The following is a 24978-nucleotide window of genomic DNA, read 5'->3' on the forward strand; positions in this document are numbered from 1 at the left end:
ACCCTGGTGTGCGCCTTTATTACCCCCCCGGGGTTAATAAAGGCGCACAGCAGTTCTTTTTCAGCTCAGATGATGCACTTCTTGCAGTCCGTACACCGGCGTCGGGATGCCCTCGTAACGCGCCTTCAATTGCAACGCCAAGTACAGCGAGTAGTGGCGCGACTGATGCAGATTGCCTCCGTGGAACCACAGCGCTTCCTGCTGCGTCGGCTTCCACATGTTGCGCTGCTCGCCTTCCCACGGTCCCGGATCCTTGGTGGTGTTCGACCCCAGGCCCCACACCTTGCCGACCTTGTCGGCGGTGTCCTGACCGATCAGATCCGCCACCCAGCCGTTCATCGAGCCGTAGCCGGTCGCGTAGACCACCACGTCGGCAGGCAATTCCGTACCGTCTTCGAGGATCACGCTGTTCTCGGTCAGCTCACGAATGTTGCCGTGCGCGAGCTTGATGTCTCCATTGGCAACCAGTTCGGCCGCGCCGACGTCGATGTAGTACCCCGAGCCACGGCGTAGGTACTTCATGAACAGGCCCGAACCGTCGTCGCCCCAGTCGTGCTCGAAGCCCGCCTTCTCGAGGCGATCGTAGAAATCCTTGTCGCGCTCACGGATTGCGTCGTACACCGGGATCTGGAACTCGTGCATGATCCGGTACGGCAGCGAACCGAACGTGAGGTCTGCCTTGTGCGTCGTCATGCCCGCGGCCAGTGCTCGCTCCGAGTACAGATCGCCCAAGCCCAAATCCATCAGCGAATCCGACTTCACGATGTGCGTCGAGCTGCGCTGCACCATCGTGACGTCGATACCGTTCTCCCACAGTGCGCCGCAGATGTCGTGCGAGGAGTTGTTGGCCCCGATCACGACGACCTTCTTGCCTACGTACTGATCCGGGCCGGGGTGCTTGCTCGAGTGGTGCTGATCGCCGAGGAACTTGTCCTGCCCGGGGAACGTCGGAACGTTGGCCTTGCCGGACATACCCGTCGCCATCACCAACTGCTTGGGACGCAACGTCAGCTTCTCGCCGTTGCGGTTGACCTCGACGGTCCATTCCTGGGCCTTCTCGTCGAACGACGCCGAGGTGCAGGTCGTGGAACTCCAGTACGGAACCTCCATGACCTTGGTGTACATCTCGAGCCAGTCGCCGATCTTGTCCTTGGGCGCGAACACCGGCCAGTTGTCGGGGAACGGCATGTAGGGCAGGTGGTCGTACCAAACCGGATCGTGCAGGCACAGGGACTTGTAGCGTCCGCGCCACTGATCGCCGGGTCGCTCGTGGCTGTCGATCACGATGGCCGGTACTCCGAGCTGACGCATCCGGGCGCCGAGCGCGATGCCGCCTTGGCCGCCGCCGACGATCACGACGTAAGGCTGTGTGGTGTAACCGAGTTCGCGGTCTTCGATCTCCTTCTGCTCGGCCCACGTGATGCGGTTCGGGTCTGCCCCATGCTTGGCGCCGCGCGGACGACGAGTGCCCTTACCTTCTTCGTGTCCCTTCAATTCCTGCAGCGACGTCAGCAGGGTCCAACCTTCATCTCCCTTCAAACGAAGGTGCCCGTGCGCGCGACCGGTTGCAGTCTCGAACTCGATCCAGGCTGACGTGACGCCGTCGGCCTCGTCGGGCGTCTCGGTGGTCCGGAATCCCGAAGGATCGGTGTCGTCGAGACGCTCGGAGAGCATGTCGGCAATCTGCTCGCGACCTTCGACGGTCTTGATGTTCCAGGTGAACGACACCAGGTCTCGCCAGAAGCTGTCGAGTGCAAATTTGCCTGCCACACGCTCGATGTCACGAGCCGCGAGGGCCGACTCGAAATCCGCCAGCCAGGCGTCGACGCGTTCCTGAGGTGTCACCGCCGTCAACTTCACCTCGGGGGTGACTGCGGAATCGATGGTTTGCGTCATCACTTCTCCTTGTTTGTGAATGTGACACACAGCACATCCCATAAGTGGCCCCGGTCACAAGCGTTGCAGTCTGTTGCAATCAGCGGGCGCGGTGCCGCCGCCCGATACCGGTTACCCGCACCGATGTGCGGGCAACCGACTCACCCCTCAGTAGGCTTGAATTTGCCGAGTCCCAGCGACTGAAATCCCACGACGTAGAACAGCGTCCACAACACGGCCCAGTCCACGAAACCCAGTGCATTGCCGTGCAATCCGCCGACAACTGCCGGCTCGTGAAGAATGTGCTCTGCCGCAAAGCGGTAATAGTACAAGAATGTGACCACCGCGAGCGCAAACGTGAGCAGCGCGCGGATCGCCAGGTTGACCCCGTCCGCAAAGCCCGTGGGCTTGTTACCGAAGGCGTTGGCCCAGAAGATCATCCAGAAGGCCCAGCACACACCGAGCTGCGCCGGGAACTGATGGACCACACCACCCAACTCGGCAACGGCATCGCTTCCCACCAACACCTTCACGACCGGAAGTGCCACGAAGTACAAGCCGGTTCCGACGGCGAAGTTACCGATCGTGGCTGCGAGCGCCGTCTTACCGCCGCCGCCGAACAGTCGCCACGGCCAGTTGTCGAGCGTCTGGCCAGTCAGGATCACGACCACCACGACGCAGTAGAACCACCCGAGTACGGTGTCGACGGTCATCAACGGATCCGTGGCGGACAGCGACACGGACGGCAGACCGAACACGAAGTACAGCGCCAGCGTCGGAACGGCGACAAACGCGATCTCACACAAACCCACCAACGGCTGCTTCATCCCTAGGGAAGTCCACGGCCGATGCTGCCAGTTCAGGACCACCATCACCCAGGTCCCGAAGCCGAAGAGCACGAACAGCGCACCCGCGAAATATCCGAGGCCGCCCTCACGATCGGCCGCGAAATCCGGGTACAAACTCCCCAAGCCGTTTGCCAGGAGCCACGTCACCACGACGGCGAAGGCCGCGGTCGCGACCATGATCGCCAAGCCTTTCGCCGGCTGTGGGAGTCGATCGAAGCCGGCGAACTCGCAATTGAAGCCGATGAACACAACAAAAAGGATTGCCCAGAAAAGCGCCGCGTTGAACGGCAGAGGATAGAAACTCCAGGGACTGGTGGTCGGATCGGCCAGAAGGTACCAACTCGCCACGGCCAGCACGAGAACGATCACGAGGTTCGCGATCCCGAACCCGATCCAGCGGCGTGACGGTTGTCGGCTCGGCGTGGCCGGTTCCGTGGGTGTGTCGACTGTAGCGGTCATGTGCCCTCTCCCAGATTGTCTCGCAAGATGATTCGCGAAGTGGTGGCGCAACTATGGAACCGTCGCGCGGGGTACCGGGAGGGTTGCCGAGGGTTGCAACTGCTGTCCGATTTTCCGGAATTGCAACACGGTGCAACCCTTCCGCATTGTGGTCGCCGTCACATACAAATCACTCACCGGTTCACAACCGACTGGTTCACTGCTTACGAGGAGATCTGCATGAGCATCACGGGCAAGGTAGTACTGGTCACCGGCGCCGGCCAAGGAATCGGACGCGGAATCGCTCTCCGCCTCGCCCACGACGGCGCCGACATCGCGTTGGTCGACCTCGACCAGACCAAGCTGGATGCGGTTGCCGACGAGATCAGACAGATCGGTCGTCGTGCGACGACGTTTATCGCCGATGTCAGCGATCGCGCGCAGGTTCACGCCGCAGTCGAACACGCGCACAGTGAGTTGAGCGGATTCGACGTCATCGTCAACAACGCGGGAATCGCTCTCGTCGGCCCGATCTCCGACGCGACGCCGGAAGAGGTCTCCAAGATCTGGAGCGTCAACGTCGACGGTGTCCTGTGGGGAATTCAAGCTGCAGCAGCAAAGTTCCAAGCTCTGGGTCGGCGCGGAAAGATCATCAACGCGTCGTCCATCGCCGGCCACGACGGGTTCGCCATGTTAGGTGTTTACAGCGCAACAAAATTCGCGGTCAGGGCCCTCACTCAGGCTGCGGCCAAGGAATACGCGTCCGACGGAATCACCGTCAACGCGTACTGCCCCGGCGTCGTGGGCACCGACATGTGGGTGACGATCGACAAGAGGTTCGCCGAATTGACCGGTGCACCAGAGGGCGCCACCTACGAGAAGTTCGTCGGCGGAATTGCGCTGGGTCGAGCTGAAACCCCCGACGATGTCGCCGGTTTCGTCTCGTACCTTGCCGGGCCCGATTCCGACTACATGACCGGTCAGGCCGGTCTCATCGACGGCGGCCTCGTCTACCGCTGACCGAGGTGTCTTCACTGAAAGCGGCGTCTTCACTGAAAACGGTATCTTCACTGAAAAAGCGGTTGCCAGAGCCTGCGATGCCGCCCGGCGAGGATCCTCGCGACTACGCGAGGACCCTCGCCGCGGTGTACGACGCGACGATGGCCGGAGACCGCGCACCGGCCCGCCCCAGGGACGTGGTCCGCCAATCGTGGCAACGCCTGCGCGAGTTAGGTATCGACCCCGAACACAACCGGGTCGAACCGTCCATGGACGTCGCCGAACTCGATCTCCGTCGTCGTGAGTCCGGACTGTACGACGTGCTTGACGACGTGACGCGTGGACTCGAATCGGTTACCGCGAGCGGTGAGAACATCATGGTCGTCGCAGATCTTCGCGGAACTGTTCTGTGGCGCAGCGGGTCCCATCGTGTACTGGACCAAGCTGCGCGTCTGGGATTTGTCGAGGGTGCGAACTGGGCCGAGGACAGCGTCGGCACCAACGCCATCGGAACGGCATTGGTGTCACGACAGGCGGTTCAGATCTTCTCGGCGGAACACTATGCGCGCAGCCATCATCCGTGGACCTGCGCGGGGGCACCCATCCGCGATCCGCGGGACGACCGCGTCATCGGCGTCGTCGACATCAGTGGTCCCGCCAAGACCGTCCACCCCACCACACTCGCTCTGGTCGACGCCGTCGCACGCCTCGCGCAATCACACCTACGCGACAAGCATCGGGACAATCTCGATCAATTGCGTTCTGTTGCAGGGCCGATGCTTGCACGTAGCGGATCACCGGCATTGGTGATCGATACTCATGGCTGGGTAGCGGCGGTCGATGCGCTACCTCATCGCTCGCGCGTGCTGCTCCCCGCAGCTTTGGCTCCCGGCAGGACATGGTTCCCGGCACTGGGCCTGTGCGAACTGGATCCACTTCCCGGCGGGTGGGTGGTCCGGCCGATCGCCACCGGCGAGAAAATCAGGGCGCCCACGGTGCATATCGATCTGCGCGATTCCGAGAACATGTCGGTGACCGTCACGTCGGGGTTGGGCGAATGGGCCTACTGCCCGACCCAGCGGCATGCGGAGATTCTGTTTCTCCTCGGATCCGAGAGGCGTGGACTGACCGCATCGCGGTTGGCGCAGGATCTTTTCGGTGACCCGGCCCGCACGGTGACCGCGCGGGCCGAGATGTCGCGTCTGCGCAAGAACCTTGCCGGAGTTGTTGCAGCGCAGCCGTACCGGTTCGTCGATGCAGCGCACGTCACGCTTTCCTGCCCCGACGACGGTGCACATCTGTTGCCGTTCTCGAACGCCCCGGCAGTTCGTGCCGCTCGCCTTACTCAGGCCGGTTCGGAGGCCTGAGTGAGCAACTGCAGAAACACCTCTTCGGGTTGAGCGCCGGATACTGCGACCGCACGGTTGGCGACGAAGAACGGAACGCCGCTGACCTGCAGTTGGCGGGCCATGGACAGATCTTCGCGAACAGCCTCGGCTGCGGCATCGGAGCCCAGTTGCTCGCGCACGACGTCGGCGTCGAGGCCGACGCTCACGGCCAGCTCGACCAGCACCTCACGGTCGTCGATCACCTTGCCGTCGCTGAAGTGCGCTTTGAACAGCGCTTCGAGGAGTTCGTTCTGCCGCTCACCCCCGAGATGCAGCAACCTGTGCGCATCAAAGGTGTTGGCGGCGATCACGGTGTCGAAGTCCAAGGTCAAGCCGACCTCGGCTGCCGTCGCGCTGACGTGGGCAAACATCTGACGTACCTGATCAGGCGCCATCCCCTTCATTTCGACCAAGGCGTCGAGTTCGGTTCGGCCCTCTCCCACCGGGGTCTCCGGAGCGAGCTGGTACGAGCGCCAGATGACGTTGACGCGGTCCTTGTTCTCGAAACGATCCAGCGCCGAGAGGAACCTGGTCTTTCCGATGTAGCACCACGGACAAGCGACGTCCGACCACACTTCGATGGTCACGTCTTGGTCAATCACGATTTGATCAGTCACCGAAGGTGCAACAACGAACAGGGTCGGGATTAGTCCCGAGTCACGTCACAAGGCCACACCGGAACGCGATCAACGATGCACTCACGCGGTTGGGCACACCCAGCTTGCCGAACAGCGAAGAGATATGCGTCTTGACGGTGGTCTCACCGAGGTACAGCCGCTCCGCGATGACACTGTTGGCCGCGCCTGTCGCCAGGATTGTCAGCACTTCGCGCTCGCGCTCGGTGAGCGAAGCGAGCGGAGTCTGATCGGGCGCTTGCCGACGCGGCGACGAGGCCACGATGGCGCGCAGAGAATCGCAACTGAACAACGAGTGGTCCGACGCCACTACCCGCACTGCCTGCTGGAACGCCTGCGGAGCTGCGTCCTTGCTCAGGAAACTGTGCGCGCCCGCCTCGACTGCCTGCACAACCATGTCGTCGACGTCGAAAGCGGTCATGGCAATGACCTTCGGTGGATTGCTCATGGTCATCAATTCACGCGTGGCCTCCAAGCCACCGACCCGTGCCATTTTCAGATCCATCAGCACCACGTGGGGACGAAAACGAGTGACCTTGGCTGCGACCTGATCGCCGTCCTCGGCCTCGGCAACCACCACGATGTCCGGCGCTGCTTCCAGGATGTCCTTCATCCCGCGCCGAACCCACGCGTCGTTGTCGACGATCAAAACTGTGATGCGCGAGTCAGCGTCCATAGTGCGCTCAGATTACCCAGAGCCCCCGACAGTCGGAGGGTGGGAGGGTTACGACGACCAGGGCACCCAGCAACTGACGAGGAAATCGTCCCCCAGCGCGCCTGCCTCCACCTTGCCGCCGATTTCTCTTGCCTGTTCGGCCAACCCGCGTAAGCCGGACCGCGAACCGATCGACGTCATGGGTGCAAGCTCGCTCAGCTTGTTGCGTGCGAGGATACGAATTCCGTCGTGCGGCGACCCGGTCACCGAAACGACGAGCATCTGGTCGCTCGCGTACTTCTGGACGTTGGTCAACGATTCCTGAACGACGCGATAACAGACGTGCCCCGCCAGCATTCCGACATCACCCGGGAGCAACTCCGATTCGAGACGGCAGTGAATGCCCGCGGCGCGTGCACCGTTGACCAGATCGCCGATCGCGTCGATCCCCTGGTGCCCGCCGTGTTCGCGGCGATCACCGCTTCCCCTGAGCACTCCGACGATTCCCTTCAATTCGTCCAAAGCCTCGTGCGCGGTGGTTCTGATCATCGCAGCGGTGTTGACCACCTTCTCGGGATTGTCTGCCGCGCTGACCTGTAACCCACCGGCGAACAACGAAATCCGGCTCAGACTGGCCGCGATCGTGTCGTGCATGTCGCGCGCGATCCGCGTTCGTTCCTCGGTGCGAATCATCTCGTCGCGCATCACGTCTGTTTTCTCGGTGGCAAGATCCCGTACGTGTTCGGCCTCGACGAGTTCGGTTCTGGTCCGAATCAGGAGCGAGAGCGCCACGACGATGCCGACCATGACGGCTGCGACGAGCCACGGGATCCAGATGGCGACGTCGTATTGAACAACCACCGAACCGTCTTTGGGTTTCGCGGTGCCCATCGTGAGAACGGAGTACTCACGATTGCGAAAAGCGTCGTAGGTCAACGAAATTCCGCACGCGACGAAGACAGCTGCCGCAGCGGCAGCAAGCCGAGGCCCACGCGCGATCCGAGCAACGGCGAACAATGCGATGAGCGCCGCCGTCGCATCGGTGGGGAAGAACAACGGGCCGACCAGCGTGATCGCCAGAACCACCCAGGGATACTGATGGCGCCACACAAGCGATATCCCACCGGCCACGCCCAGGACGAACCCGATACCGACCAATACCGGTGGCATATTTCCCGACGCGCCTGCGATGCCCACCGTCATGAAGGAACAGAAAAGGCTGAACGCGACAGCGGCGGTAGTCCATACGCGTCGTCGCACAACGGTTCCTTTGGTGGTGATCACCGAGCAAGCGTATCCACCGCCACCGACGCCTCGAATCAGCCGAACGGGTGGACGAACCGCCAGGCTCCGACCGAAAGGATGAGGCGGACCGATCTTTCGACCGAAGCGGTGAGCAGTCCTCACATCGTTGACTTGTGCCATACCAACTCTCGAAAGGCGCACATCATGCGATCACTCCGCACTCCCCTCGCCCTCCTCGCCGTCGGCGCAGCCCTGTTCGCAACCATCGCCTCGGGCGAGACCGACGAAGCGAAGAAGGTCGACGACAACGGTTCTTCCGCCGCACCTGCGGCCGCCTTCGGAATCGGTGACGTCGTCGAACTGGGCGACTGGCGCGTCCAGGTACACGGCGTCGTCGATCCCTACGTCTCGACCAATCAGTTCATCACCGCCGATCCCGGAAACCGCTACGTCGTGGTCGACACCGAGGTCACCAACAACAGTGACAAGCCGTCGACGGTCTCGTCGATGATGTGCTTCGAACTGCAGGACTCGGCAAACAAGTCGTACAACATCACGTTCACCGACAGCAGCACGTCGAGTGTCGACGGAGAGCTCGCGCCGGGCGCTGCCAAGCGAGGCGAATTGGCGTACGAGGTCCCCGAAGCCGCCACCGGTCTGCGCCTTCAGTTCAAGTGCGATCTGTTCTCGTCCGGCTCGGCAACCATCAACCTGTCGTGAACCGTCCGGGCGATCTGCTGCTGAATCCGTGGGCACTGGTCTCGGTGGCCGTCATCTTGATCAACGACCACGTACTCAAAGGGGCATTCGGGAACACGATGACGGGCAAGCTGTCCGACGTTGCCGGTGTGTTCCTGCTTCCCCTGCTTCTGCTCTCGGTTCTCGAGGTGCTCAGGCGAAGTCTGGTGGGGCGAGCAGCGATCGCCTGGTCCATCGCAGTCACGGGGATCGGCTTCGCCGCCGTGAAGGTGATACCGCCGATCGGCGACGCATACGAGTGGGTGATCGGGTTTCTCCGCCTGACCGCAGGAGGATTCCGCGGAGATCTCTTGCCGATCCTGGTCTATCGCGATCCCTCGGACCTGTGGGTGCTCCCGATCCTGTTCGCGAGCTACCTGGTCGTCACACACAACCGCACTCGGGCGCCGGAGGGGGCGCCCGAGCACGAGATGATCAGTCCAGGGCCGCATCCAACGTGATGTCGACGCCGGTCAGTGCCTTGCTGACCGGGCAGGTTTCCTTGGCCGCCTGGGCAACCTTGGCAAAACCGTCGGCGTCGAGGCCGTCGACCTCGGCGCGAACGGTGAGCTTGATTCCGGTGAGCTTGAATCCGACCGTGTCGGGGCCGAGTGACACGTCCGCGGTGATGTCGAGGCTCTGCGGGGTCCCGCCGGCCTCGGCGATCAGGGCCGACAACTGCATCGCGTAGCAGGACGAATGCGCCGCGGCGATGAGTTCCTCGGGGCTGGTGGTTCCGCCGGCCTCCTCAGCTGCGCGCTTGGGGAACGACACGTCGAAGGTGGCGACGCCCGAGCTGGTGAGTTCCACCTGTCCCGATCCGGCCTCGAGGGTGCCGTTCCAGGCGGTGCGTGCGGTACGAGTTGGCATTGCTGTCCCTACTTCCGTCTTCACATGATTCGGTGAACGCCTTGCGATCACGAACCTACCCGCGATACGTGAAGTCACACCTACTGTTTCGGACGGGACTACCCGAGGAGCGCCGCGGACAGCAGTTTCTCGACGCGGGCCTGCGCGGAGTTCTCCGAGGAAAAGTGCACGATTCGGCCGATGTCGAAGACCAGTCCGAGCGCCGCGTGGACGAGGAACCGTGCTTGGACGATCGTCAACTCCGGACGCGCCTCGACACACAAGTGCGCCCACTCCTCGACGTTCAAACGCTGAATGTTGCGCAACTCGGTCCGTGATCGATCCGGCAAGCTACCGATCTCGGCAAAGTACACGGCCAACAGTTCGCTGGTTCCGAACGAAACCTCGACGTACATCTTCGCCAACGTCTCGACGGCCGCGAGAGGAGTCTCCGACTCAGCCAACGCCGAGCCCAACGTCATAGTCAGACGATCGGACGCCCGGTGGAAGGCCGCAGCAAGAAGGTCGGCCTTGCTCGCGAAGTGCCGATACACACTCGACGCGTTGATACCCGCCGCGGCACCGATCTCCTCGATGCTCACGTCGTGGTAGCCGCGCTGATAGAACAGCAACACCGCTTCCTGAAGCAGCACTTCACGTTTCGACGTCCGTACGAGGCCGGTTTTGCGTTCGGACGCCTCTGCCCTCGCGCCGTCCTCCTCGGCAGCGGGCAATTCGACGCCGATGACGGACCAGCATGCCGCAAGAATCAGCGCTTCGATCTGCTTGGCGGACAACGCAGATCGATGACCGGTGATACTGGCGATCACACTGAGCACGGCGGGCGCGATGAGTTCTACATCCGCCGGGTCGAGTTCCGGACGAACCGCAGCCAGCGGCTCGGCAATCCGAAGATTGAGCGTGCGCATTCCCACCCGCAATTGCTCACGATCCTCGTCGACCAGGTACCTGCCCTCCCATCGGTAGAGCCCTCCCCGGCGCCGATTCTCGATCGTCGCGCGGATGACACCCACCATCGTGGAGTTCAACTGCTCGCGTGGATTTTCGTTTCCGTGCACAGCTGGATCGCTGGCATCCAACAACGCCTGCGTCAGGTTGTTCACGGTGTAGACGAACAGGGCGTATTTCGTGGGGAAATGACGATAGAGGGCCGGACCGGAAATTCCGACCTTCGCTGCGATCTGGTCGATGCCCACCGCGTGGTAGCCACGTTCGCTGAATGCTTCCGCAGCAGCGGCCGCGATTTGTGCCTTCCGATTCTTCGGACGCGTCCGTGGTGCAGGGTCGCTGCCACGCACGGAGACGCGTGTCTGTCCGGGCACCTGACCCTCCACTTCCGTTGCTTTCTCTTGCACTGCCTTCGTCCGCTGCACCGCACTTCCACGGGCGCGAGTCCGAACGGATCATGTTAACCGTCGCGAAGGTCGCAATTCGCGCCCGGTACTGCTTCACCCGAAACCCTACAACGCAGTTGTAGCGGCGGACGGATTCCGGAAAAAGAGTCTTGACACCCGCTCTCTCAGCGGTGTTATGTTAGTGACGATTCGCATAACCTCGCACGTAGTCCGCTGGCGGGCTCGTTCCCTGCGGCGTGAAGTTTTCTTCGCCCGCAAGAGGGTTCGATGCCGAATGACCGACCGTAAGAAAGTAGTTGTGAGCAGATGATTCGCACTCGCTTCACCGAAATGTTCGGCGTTGACCATCCCATCGTGCAAGGGGGCATGATGTGGGTGGGACGAGCAGAACTTGTTGCGGCCACGGCAAATTCCGGCGCCCTCGGGTTCTTGACGGGCCTCACCCAACCCACACCGGAAGACCTCGTCAAGGAAATTGCTCGAACCCGCGATCTCACCGACAAGCCTTTCGGCGTCAATCTCACTATTCTGCCGTCGATCACGCCGCCGCCGTACGCCGAATACCGCCAGGCGATCATCGAATCCGGGATCAAGATCGTCGAAACCGCCGGTTCCAATCCGATCGATCATCTTCCGCATTTCAAGGACGCGGGCGTGAAAGTTATCCACAAGTGCACTGCAGTTCGACATGCGGTCAAAGCCGAGAGACTGGGCGTCGACGCCGTCAGCATCGACGGCTTCGAATGCGCCGGGCACCCAGGCGAGGACGACATACCAGGGCTCATTCTGATTCCGGCGGCCACGCAGCAACTCACGATTCCGGTGATCGCTTCAGGCGGAATCGCAGATTCACGTGGACTCGTCGCGGCGCTTGCGCTCGGAGCAGACGGCGTCAACATGGGAACTCGCTTCATGTGTACCGTGGAATCCCCTGTGGCACAATCGGTTAAAGAGCAGATTGTCGCAAACACCGAACGCGACACCAAGCTGATCTTCCGGACCCTTCACAACACCGCGCGCGTAGCCGCGAATGCGATCAGTGCCGAGGTCGTCGACATCGAAGCACGTGGCGACGCGCAGTTCAGCGACATTCAGCATCTGGTAGCCGGAGCCCGCGGACGCAAGGTCTTCGAGGACGGCGACCTCGATGCAGGCATCTGGTCCGCCGGACAGAGCCAAGGATTAATCAACGACATCCCGACCGTCGCCGACATGATCGACCGCATGGTCTCGGAGGCCGAACACCTCATCACCTCACGGCTTTCCGGATTCGTCACCGCTGTGAGCGCGGCATGACCGCCACCGCCGAGACGGGCTTTCGCTCCGAAATCACCGACGGTGTACTGCGATTGACCTTCGACCGCCCGAAGCGGATGAACGCGATCGATCTGCCCACGATGACTGCTTTCGCAGCTGCCGTCCACGACGGCGGCGCAGACCCGGCCGTTCGCACCATCGTCATCACCGGATCCGGTCGAGCGTTCTGCACCGGAGCCGACCTCGCCGCAGCGGCCGTCAACCCCGCAGACCCGAAAGTCGTCATGGATGCGGCGACTTCGCTGATTCGCGCCATCACCAGCGCCCCGGTCCCGGTGATCGCCGCGGTCAACGGTCCGGCCGCCGGCGTCGGAGTGTCCATCGCTCTAGCCGCGGACCTGACGTACGCCGCATCGAGCGCCTATTTCCTCCTCTCCTTCGTCAACATCGGCCTGATGCCCGACGGCGGCGCCAGTGCGTTGGTACCGGCAGCGATCGGACGCGCCCGAGCGGCCGAGATGGCATTGCTGGGCGAGCGAGTTTCCGCCGAGGACGCAGAGCGGTTCGGGCTCGTGTCCCGCACCGTCGCCGACGACGCGTTCGACGCACTCGTCGACTCCGTCGTCGATCGCACGTCGAAGGCTCCCCGACGCGCCCTCGAACTCACCAAGCGCGCACTCAATGCGGCGACACTGGACCGCCTCGATGCTGCGCTGGAGCTCGAAAATACCGGTCAGGCAGAACTTCTCACTGGCGAGGACTTCAAAGAAGGCGCAATGGCGATGCTGCAGAAACGCGCGCCCCACTTCAAGTAATCACTGCGAATTTTCGTTAACAAAACCACTGTACGAATCGACGGCTCACTGTAGCCTGAGTCACACAATCACCCACGCATGAGAGGAACCCATCGATGGCCTCCACCGATGCAGTCTCCGAGGCGCAGCGTTCACGCCGCACCAACTGGAACAATCAGATCGCCAGGCATGCGCAGATGATTCCCGATCGCACCGCACTGCGATTCCTGGGCGATTCCATCACCTGGAGCACCCTCGACGCACGCGTCGAGAAGCTGGCGGACGCTCTTGCCCGACGCGGCGTCAGCTTCGGCGACCGCGTGCTCATCCTGATGCTCAACCGCCCCGAATACCTCGAGGTCGTGCTCGCGACCAACGCACTGGGCGCCATCGCTGTTCCGGTGAACTTCCGTCTGACACCACCCGAGGTCGCTTATCTGGTAAACGACTCCGGCTCCAAAGTCATTGTCGCCGAAGGACCGTTGGCTCCGTTGGCCGGAGCTGCGCGAGCCGCGTCCGAGGGTATCGACATCTCCATCACCGTAGGCGCCCCCGCCGAGGGTGACAGCCTGAATTACGAGGACTTGATCAGCGAAGAGGGCGAGTCGCACGCGTTCGTCGACATCCCGGACGACACTCCTGCACTCATCATGTACACCTCGGGAACCACCGGTCGCCCCAAGGGCTCGGTGCTCTCCCACTCCAACCTGTCTTCGCAAGCATTGACCTGTATCAGGGCCTTCCACCTGTTCAATGCCGATTCCATCGGCTTCTGCGCGTCGCCCATGTTCCACATCGCAGCCCTCGGTTCCATAGCGCCGAGCCTGCAACTCGGCACGACCACGGTGATCCATCCGGTCGGCGCATTCGACCCGGGTCAACTACTCGACATTCTGGAAGCCGAGAAGGTCACCAGCTTGTTCCTCGTGCCCGTGCAATGGCAGGCCGTGTGCGCCGTACAGAAGGCGCAACCGCGAGCACTGTCGCTGAAGAACATCTCGTGGGGCGCCGCACCGTCGTCCGACACGATCCTGCGGGCAATGGCCGAGACCTTCCCGGACGCATTCAATGTCGCGGTCTTCGGTCAGACCGAGATGTCGCCCATCACTTGCGTTCTCGACGGCGAGGATGCGATTCGTAAGCTCGGATCCGTCGGTCGGGTCATCCCGACCATCTCGGCCAGGGTCGTCGACGAGAACATGGACGACGTGGCGCCCGGTGAAATCGGTGAAATCGTCTACCGCGGGCCCACGATGATGAGTGAATACTGGAACAACCCCACCGCCACCGCTGACGCCTTCCACGGTGGATGGTTCCACTCCGGCGATCTCGTTCGAGTCGACGACGAAGGCTTCGTCTACGTCGTGGATCGCAAGAAGGACATGATCATCTCCGGCGGAGAGAACATCTACTGCGCGGAGGTGGAAAACGTCCTCTACGAACACGAATTGATCGTCGAAGCGGCCGTCGTCGGTCGCCCCGACGCCAAGTGGGGCGAGGTGCCGGTAGCGATCGTCGCGATGGCGCCAGGTTCAGCCGTGGACCTGACCATCGAGGAGCTGAGCAGCTTCCTCAACGATCGTCTCGCGCGCTACAAGCACCCGAAGGACATCGTCGTCGTGGAAGCACTGCCGCGCAATGCAAGCGGCAAGGTCGTCAAGGGTGAACTGCGAGAGAAGGTTCGAGCGGTCGACGCAGTTTCCTGACTTCACACGCAAACGGGCGGCACCTCCAGCGAGGTGCCGCCCGTTTGTGTGTGCCCGTCAAGCACTCGGCGAATGCAACTTCCGATGCAGTTCTCGCACCAGCGGAACCAACTCCGGCACTGGGCCTTCGACCGGGACGTTCGGCGCAACCTCGTTGACGGACAGAGACTTCACCGGCGCCGGGGACACACCCCACTCCGCGAGCCAGTCGCCGAGTTGAGCCGAAGAGCAGATGTAGACGATACGTCCGAGGCCCACCCACGCGTGCGCGGCCGAACACATCGCGCAGTGCTCTCCCGAAGTGAACACCGTTGCCGTCGAACGCTCGTCCGGCGTCAGATACTGAGCCGCCCACCGAGCCAGCTCGAACTCGGGGTGGCGAGTGTTGTCGCCGCCCGCGATCCGGTTTCGATCCTCCGCCAGAAATGTTCCGTCAGCCGCTGCCAGGACGGAACCGAAAGGTTCGTCGCCCGCATCCAATGCTTCCGTTGCCAATTCGACGCAACGACGCAGGTGACCCAGTTCGATGTCGTTCATGTGTACGCCCTCTCCCGTGATACACGAAACGGGCGGCACCGGTGAGGTGCCGCCCGTTCGTTACCTACTCTGCTGTACTACTCTGCTGCGCTTTCGCTTTCGCCGGCCTTGGTCAGCTCGATCGGCGGTGCGTCCGGCACGTCGATCGGCTTCTTGGTAGGCGTGAACGTGAACTTCGCGTCCTCGCCCGAGCCTTCGCCGTCCCAGTTCTCGACGTCGACGAGCACGATGTGGCCGGGTCCGATCTCTCCGAAGAGGATCTTCTCGGACATCTGGTCCTCGATCTCGCGCTGGATGGTGCGACGCAGCGGTCGTGCACCCAGTACCGGATCGAATCCGCGCTTGGCCAGAAGCGACTTGGCCTTGTCGGTGACCTCCATGGCCATGTCCTTGTTCTTGAGTGCTGCCTCGACGCGAGCGAGCATCAGATCGACCATCTGAACGATCTGCTCGTTCGTGAGCTGATGGAAGACGACGATGTCGTCGATACGGTTCAAGAACTCGGGACGGAAGTGCTTCTTCAGCTCGTCGTGAACCTTGAGCTTCATGCGCTCGTAGTTCGACTCCGTGCCCGTTCCCGAGCTGAAGCCCAGGCCGACTGCCTTGGAGATGTCAGACGTACCGAGGTTGGACGTGAAGATCAGCACCGTGTTCTTGAAGTCGACGGTACGTCCCTGACCGTCGGTGAGACGGCCGTCCTCGAGCACCTGCAGGAGGGTGTTGTAGATCTCCTGGTGTGCCTTCTCGATCTCGTCGAACAGGACAACGCTGAACGGCTTGCGGCGCACCTTCTCGGTGAGCTGGCCACCCTCTTCGTATCCGACGTACCCGGGAGGGGCACCGAACAGACGTGAAGCGGTGAAGCGGTCGTGGAACTCGCCCATGTCGATCTGGATCAAGGCGTCGTCGTCGCCGAACAGGAAGTTGGCGAGCGACTTCGCGAGCTCCGTCTTACCGACACCGGACGGGCCGGCGAAGATGAACGAGCCCGAGGGACGCTTGGGATCCTTCAGACCTGCACGCGTACGACGGATCGCCTTCGAGACGGACTTGACCGCCTCTTCCTGGCCGATGATCCGCTTGTGCAGTTCCTCTTCCATGCGGAGCAGACGAGTGGTCTCCTCCTCGGTGAGCTTGAAGACGGGGATACCGGTCCAGTTGCCCAGAACCTCGGCGATCTGCTCGTCGTCGACCTCGGCAATGACGTCCAGGTCGCCCGCACGCCACTGCTTCTCACGCTCAGCGCGCTGAGCAACGAGGGTCTTCTCCTTGTCACGCAGGTTCGCAGCCTTCTCGAAGTCCTGCGCGTCGATCGCGGACTCCTTCTCGCGACGCGCGTCGGCGATGCGATCGTCGAATTCGCGCAGGTCCGGCGGTGCAGTCATCCGACGGATGCGCATTCGCGCGCCCGCCTCGTCGATGAGGTCGATCGCCTTGTCCGGCAAGAAGCGGTCGTTGATGTAGCGGTCGGCCAGCGTCGCCGCTGCCACGAGAGCACCGTCCGTGATGGAGACACGGTGGTGAGCCTCGTAGCGGTCACGAAGACCCTTGAGGATCTCGATGGTGTGCTCGACGGTCGGCTCGCCCACCTGAACGGGCTGGAAACGACGCTCGAGGGCAGCATCCTTCTCGATGTACTTGCGGTACTCGTCGAGCGTGGTGGCACCGATGGTCTGCAGCTCACCGCGAGCAAGCTTGGGCTTGAGGATGGAGGCCGCGTCGATAGCGCCCTCGGCCGCGCCCGCACCCACGAGGGTGTGCAGCTCGTCGATGAACAGGATGATGTCGCCGCGGGTGTTGATCTCCTTGAGAACCTTCTTCAGGCGCTCTTCGAAGTCACCGCGGTAACGGCTGCCGGCCACGAGCGACCCGAGGTCGAGCGTGTACAGCTGCTTGTCCTTGAGGGTCTCGGGGACCTCACCGTTGACGATTGCCTGAGCCAGGCCCTCGACCACAGCGGTCTTACCGACACCGGGTTCACCGATGAGAACCGGGTTGTTCTTGGTACGACGCGAGAGAACCTGCATGACGCGCTCGATTTCCTTCGAGCGGCCGATGACCGGGTCCAGCTTGCCTTCGAGGGCAGCTTGCGTCAGGTTGCGACCGAACTGGTCGAGCACGAGCGAGGTGGACGGCGTGCCGGCCTCTCCGCGGGTGCCACCGGTTTCGGTGGGCTCCTTGCCCTGGTAGCCCGACAGCAGCTGGATGACCTGCTGGCGGACGCGGTTGAGATCGGCACCGAGCTTGACCAGAACCTGGGCTGCTACGCCCTCACCCTCACGGATGAGACCGAGCAGGATGTGCTCCGTACCGATGTAGTTGTGTCCGAGCTGCAGCGCTTCGCGCAGACTCAGCTCGAGAACTTTCTTGGCGCGCGGTGTGAAGGGGATGTGACCGGACGGAGCCTGCTGGCCCTGGCCGATGATCTCCTCGACCTGGCTGCGGACTCCCTCGAGGGAGATACCCAACGACTCCAACGACTTGGCTGCAACACCTTCGCCCTCGTGAATGAGGCCGAGAAGGATGTGCTCCGTGCCGATGTAGTTGTGGTTGAGCATCCTGGCTTCTTCTTGAGCCAGGACAACAACGCGCCGCGCGCGATCGGTGAACCTCTCGAACATCGCTCTCCCTCACACTCTCCGGCGGGCAGGTTCGAGACCGGATGTCTCGTCCCTGGTCGCCGCGTTTCGCTCCGGCACTACAGACTGATCGCCTCGCCGGTCAGCGGACTGACGTCCACGAATCGACAAAGGTTGCACGACCCCACTTATTACTCTAGAGGGCGCGAAGTCCACCTGCTGCTCCTCCACCCGATTGGCGGCGGAAGCCGGACTGCTTACCGTTCACAACGTCGCAGCTGAGGGAATCGTTTCCCGGTTCCTGTACGCCTGAAGCGAACAGCGATTTTCGACGCCTGATCAGCCGAATATCGGGAGTACCCGAGCGCACGGCACCTCACGCGGATTCGACGGATCCAGCGCGTTGAGCGTCAGAGTCGCCGTTCGCTGCGACGCCACCAGCGCGATGTGATCCGACAGGTCCTGCTCGCAACCGTCCTGAACAACTATGTTCGACGCGTTCGACGCGGCCAGTATTCCGCTGCTGTACGGAACGACCACTTGATCGAACCGAGTCACGATGTTGGTGTACTCGACGTCATCGGAGTAGACGCCCGCGTCGCGCAGTTCGGTGACGAAGGTGGCGTTGTCGAAATCCGGTCCCCCGACGCCTTCCGGCGGGCCGACCTCCGAGCCGTCCCACAACGGAGCGATGGAGACGATCTTGGAAACCTTCTCGTCGCCGCCGAGGAACTTGGCGTAGTAGGCACTGACCGTCGTCCCCTGAGAGTGTCCGATCAGGTCGACCTTCGAGGCACCCGTCGCAGAGAGAACGTCGTCGACGAAGTCCGACAACTGCCCTGCGCTGTCTCCGAGTGGTGCGAGACCGCCGGCTGCGGAAATCGGCCACGGCTGGTCCGTTCGATTCCCGAAGGTGAGCGCAAAAACGCAGTGTCCCTCGTTGACCAGTACGGGTGCGAGTACGCCCCAATTGGTCTGACGGTTGGCCGCCGTCCCGTGCACAAGGACGACTGGATCAGGATGAGCAGCGGAAGGCGTGCACGAGAAGTCGTTGGTGCCAGGGGCCGATCCGCCCGGGTTGGTCGCTTCGAGGGCGATTCCACTGAGGAAACCGGACGGAACGGGAAGAGGTTCGTTCGCCGACGCAAGAGACGGCGCGGACGCGGCCACGGCTCCCGCCACAGCGAGAGCGCCCACGCATGTTCGAATCCCCACCGAAGGCCTCCGCAAATTGATCAACCCACGACGGGCAATACCGAGTTGCACGGTACCGGCCGCTGATGCGCGGGGTCGAGTGCATTGAGAGCAAAAGTCGCGGCGCGCAGCGATGCCGCGATTGCCAGGTGATCGGAGATGTCTTGCTCACAACCGTCCTGGACGACGATGTTGGTGGCGTTCGGCCCAGGCTCCAGCCCATTTGTATACGGCAGCACCAGTTCGTCGTAGCGGGTCGTGATGTTCGTGTAGTGAACACCCGGCGCGTAAACGCCTCCCGCACGGAGATTTTCGATGAACTCCGAGCCTGCCCCCATGTTCAGACATGCCTTGCAGATCGGGAATCCGGCCTGCGCTGCCTCGGATACCCCGAGTTCGCGAAGGCTGCGGCCGACACTTGCCTGCTCGTTTCCGAGCGTCCCCTTCCACAGCGACGCCACCGAGACGATGTTGTCCACTTTGTCGGCACCACCGAGGAACTTCGCGTAGTACCCGTTGATGATGGTGCCCTGGGAATGTCCGATCAGATCTACCGATGTAGCACCCGTGGCATCAAGTACTTGATCGACAAAATTCGACAATTGTGCTGCGCTGGAAGGAATTTCCTGCATTCCACCGATGGCCGACAACGGCCAAGGCTGCTCGGGGAAGTTGCCGTATGTCAGCGCGAAGACGCAGTAGCCCTCGTTGGCGAGCAACGGCGCATAGGTGGCCCAGTTGGTCTGCCTGTTTCCACCCGTTCCGTGAACGAGCACAACCGGATTGGGATGTTCGGCAGTCGGTTTACACGAAAAGTCATTGGATCCCGGAGCTGAACCGCCAGGATTTCCCAACTCCTGAGGAACACCGGCAAGGAAGGCATTGGGCACGGGCAACGGAGCCTGAGCCGAAGCCACGGAGGTGAACCCGACGAACATCAGAGCGGCAAGAACCACGCCCCCGAACAACCTGTTTCTGTGCACGACCGACTCCTCTACGAGAGATGCGAACCGTGCAGACGCTAACAAACTAGAACGCGTTATCAATCCGTTTCGGCAAAATGCGCCCGAATCCATTCGCGATCCATTTCAGACGGCCTTTTCGTAGGCTCGGCGCACCTCGGTGGAAATACGACCGCGGGCCGAAATCTCGAAACCGGCACCCTTGGCCCATTCGCGGATGGCGGCACTCTGATCGCGGTCGGCAACTGGGCGAGACTTGGCCACCGATCCGTTGGCCGATTTTGCGGAATTCGACTTTCTCGCATGGGTAATCCACTTTTTCAGTGCATCGCGCAGTTCCGCGGCGTGGGCGGCGGTGAGATCGATTTCGTAAGCAACTCCGTCGACGGAAAACTCCACAGTTTCGTCGGCGGGCGATTTCTTGTCCAGATCGTCAACCATCGTGACAACAACCTTTTTCACCACGACCATTCCTCCCCAGATCCTTCGATAAGCAGCGACAATAGCACCTGGACAAACGTCCTGTCTTGGCTCGTCCGGATGATTGGGACTGATCTCCGCCGGGTATGCCGGTCGACTTGTCTTGCGACAAAGACAGTGCCGATACATTCTTTGCGGCGCATCGGGGGATGCATCCAGACGGGGGAATCATGACAGACGACGACTCGAGAAAAGACCTCTACCGAGCGCAATCTTCGCCTCCAAGAACGGCACTCTCGCCAGCATCGCTTACAGCGGACCCACGAATTTCACCATCTCCGGACGCCCGGCGATCCGGTACACCGCAACCGTCACAAATATCCCGGCGGACAACGAATGCGATCCGCCCTCAGCACAATTCGATGTCGTCACCACACCCGGATACTCCACAGCCGAGGTCATGGTCTTCCTTGTCCAGTCGGATCGGGGACTACCTGACGCACTCAACCAGGGCACGATTGACCAAATCATCGCAACAATTCGAGAGTCCGAAACTCGGGCGACCGCGCATGGATGAATCCTTTGCCGCAGGCGAATGTCGTTGGGAACTATCGAATACCTTGGGAGCGCCCCAACTGAAAAAGGTTCGGCCGCAACATGTGCGGCCGAACCTTGATCGAAGTAAAGCTAGCGAGCGGACGGACGAACGATCGGGAAGAGAATCGTCTCGCGAATACCGAGACCCGTCAAAGCCATCAGCAGTCGATCGATTCCCATGCCGGTGCCGGTGGTCGGCGGCATGCCCTGTTCCATCGCGGCGAGGAACTCCTCGTCCAGCACCATCGCTTCGTCGTCGCCTGCCGACGCGAGGCGCGCCTGATCGACAAAGCGCTCACGCTGGATGACCGGGTCGACAAGTTCGGAGTATCCTGTCGCCAACTCGAATCCGCGGATGTACAGGTCCCACTTCTCGGTGACACCCTTCTTGCTGCGGTGATCACGGGTCAGGGGCGACGTCTCGACCGGGAAGTCACGGACGAACGTCGGCACGTACAGCTGATCGCCGCACTGGTGTTCCCACAGTTCCTCGACGAGCTTGCCGTGGCCGTAGCCCTTGTCCTTGGGAACCTCGAGGCCGACCTTCTCCGCCAGAGCGAGAAGCTCGTCGACCGTCGTATCCGGCGTGACCTCGGTGCCGATGGCAGCCGACAGCGACGGGTACATCTCGAGAACCTGCCACTCGCCACTGACGTCGTACTCGGAACCGTCGGCGAGGGTGAGGACCTGCGTGCCGAATGCTTCCTGCGCAACTTCCTGGACGAGTTCACGAATCATCTTTGCGGAATCGTCGTACGTGCCGTAGGCCTCGTACGTCTCGAGCATTGCGAACTCGGGCGAGTGGGTGGAGTCGACGCCCTCGTTACGGAAGTTGCGGTTGATCTCGAAGACCTTCTCGATACCGCCGACGACGCAACGCTTGAGGAACAGTTCCGGCGCGATACGCAGGTACAGGTCGATGTCGAGGGCGTTCGAATGCGTGACGAACGGGCGAGCTGCCGCGCCGCCGTGCAGCGTCTGCAGCATCGGCGTCTCGACCTCGAGGAAGCCGCGGCTCTCGAGTGCATTGCGCAGCGCACGGACAACAGCGACACGCTTGCGGGCGTTGTCCCGAGCCTCGGGGCGAACGATCAGATCCGCGTAGCGCTGACGCACCCGGGACTCTTCGCTCATTTCCTTGTGAGCAACCGGCAGGGGGCGCAGCGACTTGGACGCGATCTGCCACGCGTCGGCCATCACGCTGAGCTCGCCGCGACGGGAGCTGATGACCTCACCGTGGATGAAGACGAAGTCGCCGAGGTCGACGTCGGACTTCCAGGCAGCCAGTGCCTCTTCGCCGACGCCGGCGAGGCTGATCATGGCCTGCAGCTGGGTACCGTCGCCTTCCTGCAGAGTCGCGAAGCACAACTTGCCGGTGTTGCGCATGAAGATGACGCGGCCGACGACGCCGACCAGCACGCCAGTCGCCGTGTCCGGCTCGAGTTCCGGGTACTCCGCGCGGATCTGCGCGAGCGTGTGGGTGCGATCGACCGAAACCGGGTACGCCTCCTGCCCCTGCGCGAGGATCCGTTCACGCTTCTCGCGCCGGATACGGAGCTGCTCGGGGGTGTCGTCGACTGGCTGGGCTTCTACATCACTCACGGGGTACAAGACTACTGGGCCGTGTCCACCGCGTTTGTTGCTGGTAGCACCGCGGCAACCGCGAGCACGATTCCCGACAGCAGGTACAGCCCGACCCGAACGTGATTCCACATAGTCCAACCCGCCTCGTACGACGCCCATGCGGCTGCGTCGGTAGCGCTGACCGAGGCAAAAGCGTCGTTGCGAGGGACGTGGTAGGACGCGGTCACCGCGAAGGACGCGAGCACCCCGACGCAACCGACGACAGCAAGGACCCAGCCGTCCGGTCTGGAGATCGATGCCCAGATTCCAGCGGCGATCGCGGTGAGCGCCGATCCGACCAGCGGCAGCATCAACGCACTACGCGGCGCTTCGACGTTGATCGCCTGCATCGACGTGATCGCGGTATGTGCATCCACCGACCGCAGGGCGGGCATCACGAAGGAAGAGAAGGCAAACAACGCACCACCGGCGACGAGCGCGCCGAGTGCAGTCACGCCGAGCAGCAGCTCCAAGAAAATCTCGGATTTCTTCACGACCAGACCCCCGTTCGGGCAGCCTCGGCGGCAAAAGTGGTGAAATCTCGAGCGGGTCGTTCCAGGACCTCTTCGACGACGCCGGTCACACTTTGATTTCGTCCGTCGAGAACCTCGGCAAACAGGTACCTGAGTAACTCCACGACGTCACTCGGGACGCCGACCTCCGCCATGCCGTCGGAAAACTGTTTGAGTCCAATTCTTTCGAATGTCACGAGACGACCCGACGCCGTCGAAATCGCATCAACCGCCGCCGCGAAAGTGAGCAACTCCGGACCTGTCACCTCGAGAACTCGGCCGAGGAGGTCGGTTCGAGTCAATGCGGCCACCGCAACGTCGGCGAGATCGTCGACGTCGATGAACGGCTCCCCCACCTCACCGACCGGAAGTGCCAGGTGGCCTTCCCGAATCGGATCGAGTAGGTACCCCTCACTGAAGTTCTGGGCAAACCAACTGGCCCGCACCACAGCCCATTCCAGACCGCTGTCGGCGAGAACCTGCTCGGCTTTCTGCGCCGCCGGTTCACCGCGCCCGGACAGGAGCACCATGCGACGAACCCCTTCGCGGTACGCAAGCTCCGCGAACTCCTCGATGTGGGCGCTCGATTCCGGAACAGCCAGATCTGGCGCATACGTCACATATGCCACGTCGACGCCGGACACTGCTGGCTGCCACGTCGTCTGATCGTTCCAGTCGAAACGCGTCCCGGATGTTCTCGACGCGATTCGGGTACGGATTCCCACCGCCGTCAGCCTCTGCGCAACGCGCGCACCGGTCTTACCGGTACCACCGATCACTACTGCCGATTGAATGTCGCTTGTTGTCGTCATGCACTCATTCGACCGCGGAGCATCAATACGATCCATAGCCGAAGGTCGCAAAAACATACGCCAGCGTCTACGGTCGAAGCATGGATGCATTGTCGATGATGCTGGCGGGATCGCGGGCGGAGGGCGCTTTTCTACTGCGCTCGCTGCTCGATCCACCGTGGTCATTACGTATCGAGGACCACGCACCGATCACCGTGCTGGTTCTGGTTCGAGGCAGCGCGGTCGTCGTCTCCGACACCGGACAGACAGAAGATCTCGAGGCCGGCGACGTTGCACTCCTGCGCGGCCCCGATCCCTACACGGTCGCCGATCACCCGGACACCCCGGTCCACGTACTCATCGACGAGGCACAAAACTGCGCTGCGGTCGACGGATCACCACTCGAGGACATGTCAGTTCACGGCATTCGCACCTGGGGCAACTCGACCAGTGGTCAGACCGTCATGCTCACGGGCACATACCGTTTGGACTCCTATGTCAGCCGTCAGATCCTCGACAGCCTGACACCCGTCGCGGTAGTACGACGCAGCATCGAAACCGCGCCGATGACAAACCTTCTGGAACAACAGATCGCCGCCGACGGGCCAGGGCAGGAAGTGTTGCTGGACAGGCTCCTGGACCTTGTCCTGATATCGGCGGTCCGTACGTGGTTCGCCGAGAACCCGAATCGATCACCGCGATGGATCAAGGCCTACGAGGATCCCGTCATCGGGCATGCCTTGCGGCTCATACACAATCGGCCGGAACACCCCTGGACAGTCGCGAGCCTGGCCCAGGAGTCCGGCAGCTCGCGAGCGGCCTTCGCGCGCCGGTTCACCAGCCTCATGGGGCTCGGACCTGTCGGCTATCTGACCGAGTGGCGACTGTCCGTGGCGGCGGATCTACTCGCAGACCCGGCACGAACGGTGTCCTCGATCGCGCGAGAAGTGGGCTACTCGA

The 24978-nt window shown here is 62.3% G+C and carries 24 protein-coding genes; 8 read left to right on the forward strand and 16 right to left on the reverse strand.

Annotated elements, in window-relative coordinates; genetic code table 11:
• Positions 1-60 precede the first annotated feature (60 nt).
• Complete coding sequence (locus RWT78_RS16220; RefSeq protein WP_314676651.1) at positions 61-1896, reverse strand: NAD(P)/FAD-dependent oxidoreductase; 1836 nt, start codon at positions 1894-1896, stop codon at positions 61-63.
• Positions 1897-2036: 140 nt separating this feature from the next.
• Positions 2037-3182: a hypothetical protein gene (locus RWT78_RS16225; protein ID WP_314676653.1), complete on the reverse strand. Its 1146-nt coding sequence runs from the start codon at positions 3180-3182 to the stop codon at positions 2037-2039.
• A gap of 219 nt (positions 3183-3401) precedes the next feature.
• Here RWT78_RS16225 and RWT78_RS16230 point away from each other — a divergent pair, with 219 nt between their 5' ends.
• Positions 3402-4181, forward strand: coding sequence for an acetoin reductase (locus RWT78_RS16230; RefSeq protein WP_065456247.1), 780 nt, complete (start codon positions 3402-3404; stop codon positions 4179-4181).
• Positions 4182-4258: 77 nt separating this feature from the next.
• Entirely contained in the window at positions 4259-5527 is a 1269-nt protein-coding gene (locus RWT78_RS16235; RefSeq protein ID WP_314676657.1) for a GAF domain-containing protein, read from the forward strand.
• Here RWT78_RS16235 and RWT78_RS16240 read toward each other — a convergent pair.
• From RWT78_RS16240 to RWT78_RS16250, 3 genes are all read right to left on the reverse strand, one after another.
• Positions 5506-6135, reverse strand: a complete 630-nt coding sequence (locus tag RWT78_RS16240; RefSeq protein ID WP_314676659.1) for a DsbA family oxidoreductase — start codon at positions 6133-6135, stop codon at positions 5506-5508. The genes RWT78_RS16235 and RWT78_RS16240 overlap by 22 nt on opposite strands.
• 70 nt (positions 6136-6205) lie before the next feature.
• On the reverse strand, positions 6206-6859 hold the full coding sequence (locus RWT78_RS16245; RefSeq protein ID WP_021342792.1) for a response regulator transcription factor: 654 nt from the start codon (positions 6857-6859) through the stop codon (positions 6206-6208).
• 48 nt (positions 6860-6907) lie between these two features.
• The gene (locus RWT78_RS16250; RefSeq protein WP_314676663.1) at positions 6908-8263 is read right to left on the reverse strand and encodes a histidine kinase; all 1356 of its coding nucleotides are present in this window, start codon (positions 8261-8263) and stop codon (positions 6908-6910) included.
• Positions 8264-8287: 24 nt separating this feature from the next.
• Here RWT78_RS16250 and RWT78_RS16255 point away from each other — a divergent pair, with 24 nt between their 5' ends.
• Both RWT78_RS16255 and RWT78_RS16260 read left to right on the forward strand, forming a co-directional pair.
• Positions 8288-8803, forward strand: a complete 516-nt coding sequence (locus RWT78_RS16255) for a DUF4352 domain-containing protein (RefSeq protein ID WP_003945701.1) — start codon at positions 8288-8290, stop codon at positions 8801-8803.
• A complete protein-coding gene (locus RWT78_RS16260) occupies positions 8800-9282 on the forward strand; it encodes a hypothetical protein (protein ID WP_314676665.1) in 483 nt (160 codons plus the stop codon). Before RWT78_RS16255 ends, RWT78_RS16260 begins: the two co-directional genes overlap by 4 nt.
• Here the strand turns inward: RWT78_RS16260 and RWT78_RS16265 are convergent.
• Together RWT78_RS16265 and RWT78_RS16270 are read right to left on the reverse strand one after the other, a co-directional pair.
• A complete protein-coding gene (locus tag RWT78_RS16265) occupies positions 9257-9691 on the reverse strand; it encodes an OsmC family protein (protein ID WP_007726950.1) in 435 nt (144 codons plus the stop codon). The two genes, RWT78_RS16260 and RWT78_RS16265, sit on opposite strands and share 26 nt — an antisense overlap.
• Before the next feature lie 98 nt (positions 9692-9789).
• The gene (locus tag RWT78_RS16270) at positions 9790-11013 is read right to left on the reverse strand and encodes a TetR/AcrR family transcriptional regulator (protein ID WP_276116469.1); all 1224 of its coding nucleotides are present in this window, start codon (positions 11011-11013) and stop codon (positions 9790-9792) included.
• Between the two features lie 339 nt (positions 11014-11352).
• Here RWT78_RS16270 and RWT78_RS16275 point away from each other — a divergent pair, with 339 nt between their 5' ends.
• The 3 genes from RWT78_RS16275 (at position 11353) to fadD5 (ending at position 14803) form a co-directional block, all read left to right on the forward strand.
• Positions 11353-12342 carry a nitronate monooxygenase family protein gene (locus RWT78_RS16275; RefSeq protein WP_019746804.1) on the forward strand — a complete coding sequence of 330 codons (990 nt, stop codon included), beginning with the start codon at positions 11353-11355 and terminating at the stop codon, positions 12340-12342.
• Positions 12339-13118 (forward strand): enoyl-CoA hydratase, encoded by a 780-nt coding sequence (locus tag RWT78_RS16280; protein ID WP_003945899.1) that lies wholly within the window; start codon positions 12339-12341, stop codon positions 13116-13118. The genes RWT78_RS16275 and RWT78_RS16280 overlap by 4 nt, the downstream gene beginning before the upstream one ends.
• A 95-nt stretch (positions 13119-13213) precedes the next feature.
• Positions 13214-14803: a fatty-acid--CoA ligase FadD5 gene (gene fadD5, locus RWT78_RS16285; RefSeq protein ID WP_003945871.1), complete on the forward strand. Its 1590-nt coding sequence runs from the start codon at positions 13214-13216 to the stop codon at positions 14801-14803.
• 57 nt (positions 14804-14860) lie between these two features.
• Here the strand turns inward: fadD5 and RWT78_RS16290 are convergent, their stop codons facing one another.
• The 9 genes from RWT78_RS16290 to RWT78_RS16330 form a co-directional block, all read right to left on the reverse strand.
• The gene (locus tag RWT78_RS16290; RefSeq protein WP_007726965.1) at positions 14861-15340 is read right to left on the reverse strand and encodes a nucleoside deaminase; all 480 of its coding nucleotides are present in this window, start codon (positions 15338-15340) and stop codon (positions 14861-14863) included.
• A 77-nt stretch (positions 15341-15417) separates the two neighbouring features.
• Positions 15418-17961 (reverse strand): ATP-dependent Clp protease ATP-binding subunit, encoded by a 2544-nt coding sequence (locus RWT78_RS16295; protein WP_003945604.1) that lies wholly within the window; start codon positions 17959-17961, stop codon positions 15418-15420.
• A gap of 297 nt (positions 17962-18258) precedes the next feature.
• Positions 18259-19116, reverse strand: coding sequence for a triacylglycerol lipase (locus tag RWT78_RS16300; RefSeq protein WP_003945438.1), 858 nt, complete (start codon positions 19114-19116; stop codon positions 18259-18261).
• Between the two features lie 38 nt (positions 19117-19154).
• Positions 19155-20051 (reverse strand): alpha/beta fold hydrolase, encoded by an 897-nt coding sequence (locus tag RWT78_RS16305; protein ID WP_314676677.1) that lies wholly within the window; start codon positions 20049-20051, stop codon positions 19155-19157.
• A 150-nt stretch (positions 20052-20201) separates the two neighbouring features.
• Positions 20202-20540 carry an Lsr2 family protein gene (locus tag RWT78_RS16310; protein ID WP_314676680.1) on the reverse strand — a complete coding sequence of 113 codons (339 nt, stop codon included), beginning with the start codon at positions 20538-20540 and terminating at the stop codon, positions 20202-20204.
• 264 nt (positions 20541-20804) lie between these two features.
• Positions 20805-20957: a hypothetical protein gene (locus tag RWT78_RS16315; RefSeq protein WP_167548962.1), complete on the reverse strand. Its 153-nt coding sequence runs from the start codon at positions 20955-20957 to the stop codon at positions 20805-20807.
• A gap of 225 nt (positions 20958-21182) precedes the next feature.
• A complete protein-coding gene (gene lysS, locus RWT78_RS16320; RefSeq protein ID WP_003945834.1) occupies positions 21183-22694 on the reverse strand; it encodes a lysine--tRNA ligase in 1512 nt (503 codons plus the stop codon).
• 11 nt (positions 22695-22705) lie between these two features.
• A complete protein-coding gene (locus RWT78_RS16325; protein WP_208722009.1) occupies positions 22706-23209 on the reverse strand; it encodes a DUF1772 domain-containing protein in 504 nt (167 codons plus the stop codon).
• Positions 23206-24039 carry an NAD(P)H-binding protein gene (locus tag RWT78_RS16330; protein WP_083055974.1) on the reverse strand — a complete coding sequence of 278 codons (834 nt, stop codon included), beginning with the start codon at positions 24037-24039 and terminating at the stop codon, positions 23206-23208. Before RWT78_RS16330 ends, RWT78_RS16325 begins: the two co-directional genes overlap by 4 nt.
• Positions 24040-24119: 80 nt before the next feature.
• On the opposite strand from RWT78_RS16330, the gene RWT78_RS16335 reads away from it, so the two are divergent.
• A partial coding sequence (locus RWT78_RS16335; protein ID WP_314676676.1) for an AraC family transcriptional regulator occupies positions 24120-24978 on the forward strand: 859 nt, incomplete at its 3' end.

The organism is uncultured Rhodococcus sp., assembly GCF_963525155.1.
Taxonomy (GTDB): domain Bacteria; phylum Actinomycetota; class Actinomycetes; order Mycobacteriales; family Mycobacteriaceae; genus Rhodococcus_F; species Rhodococcus_F qingshengii.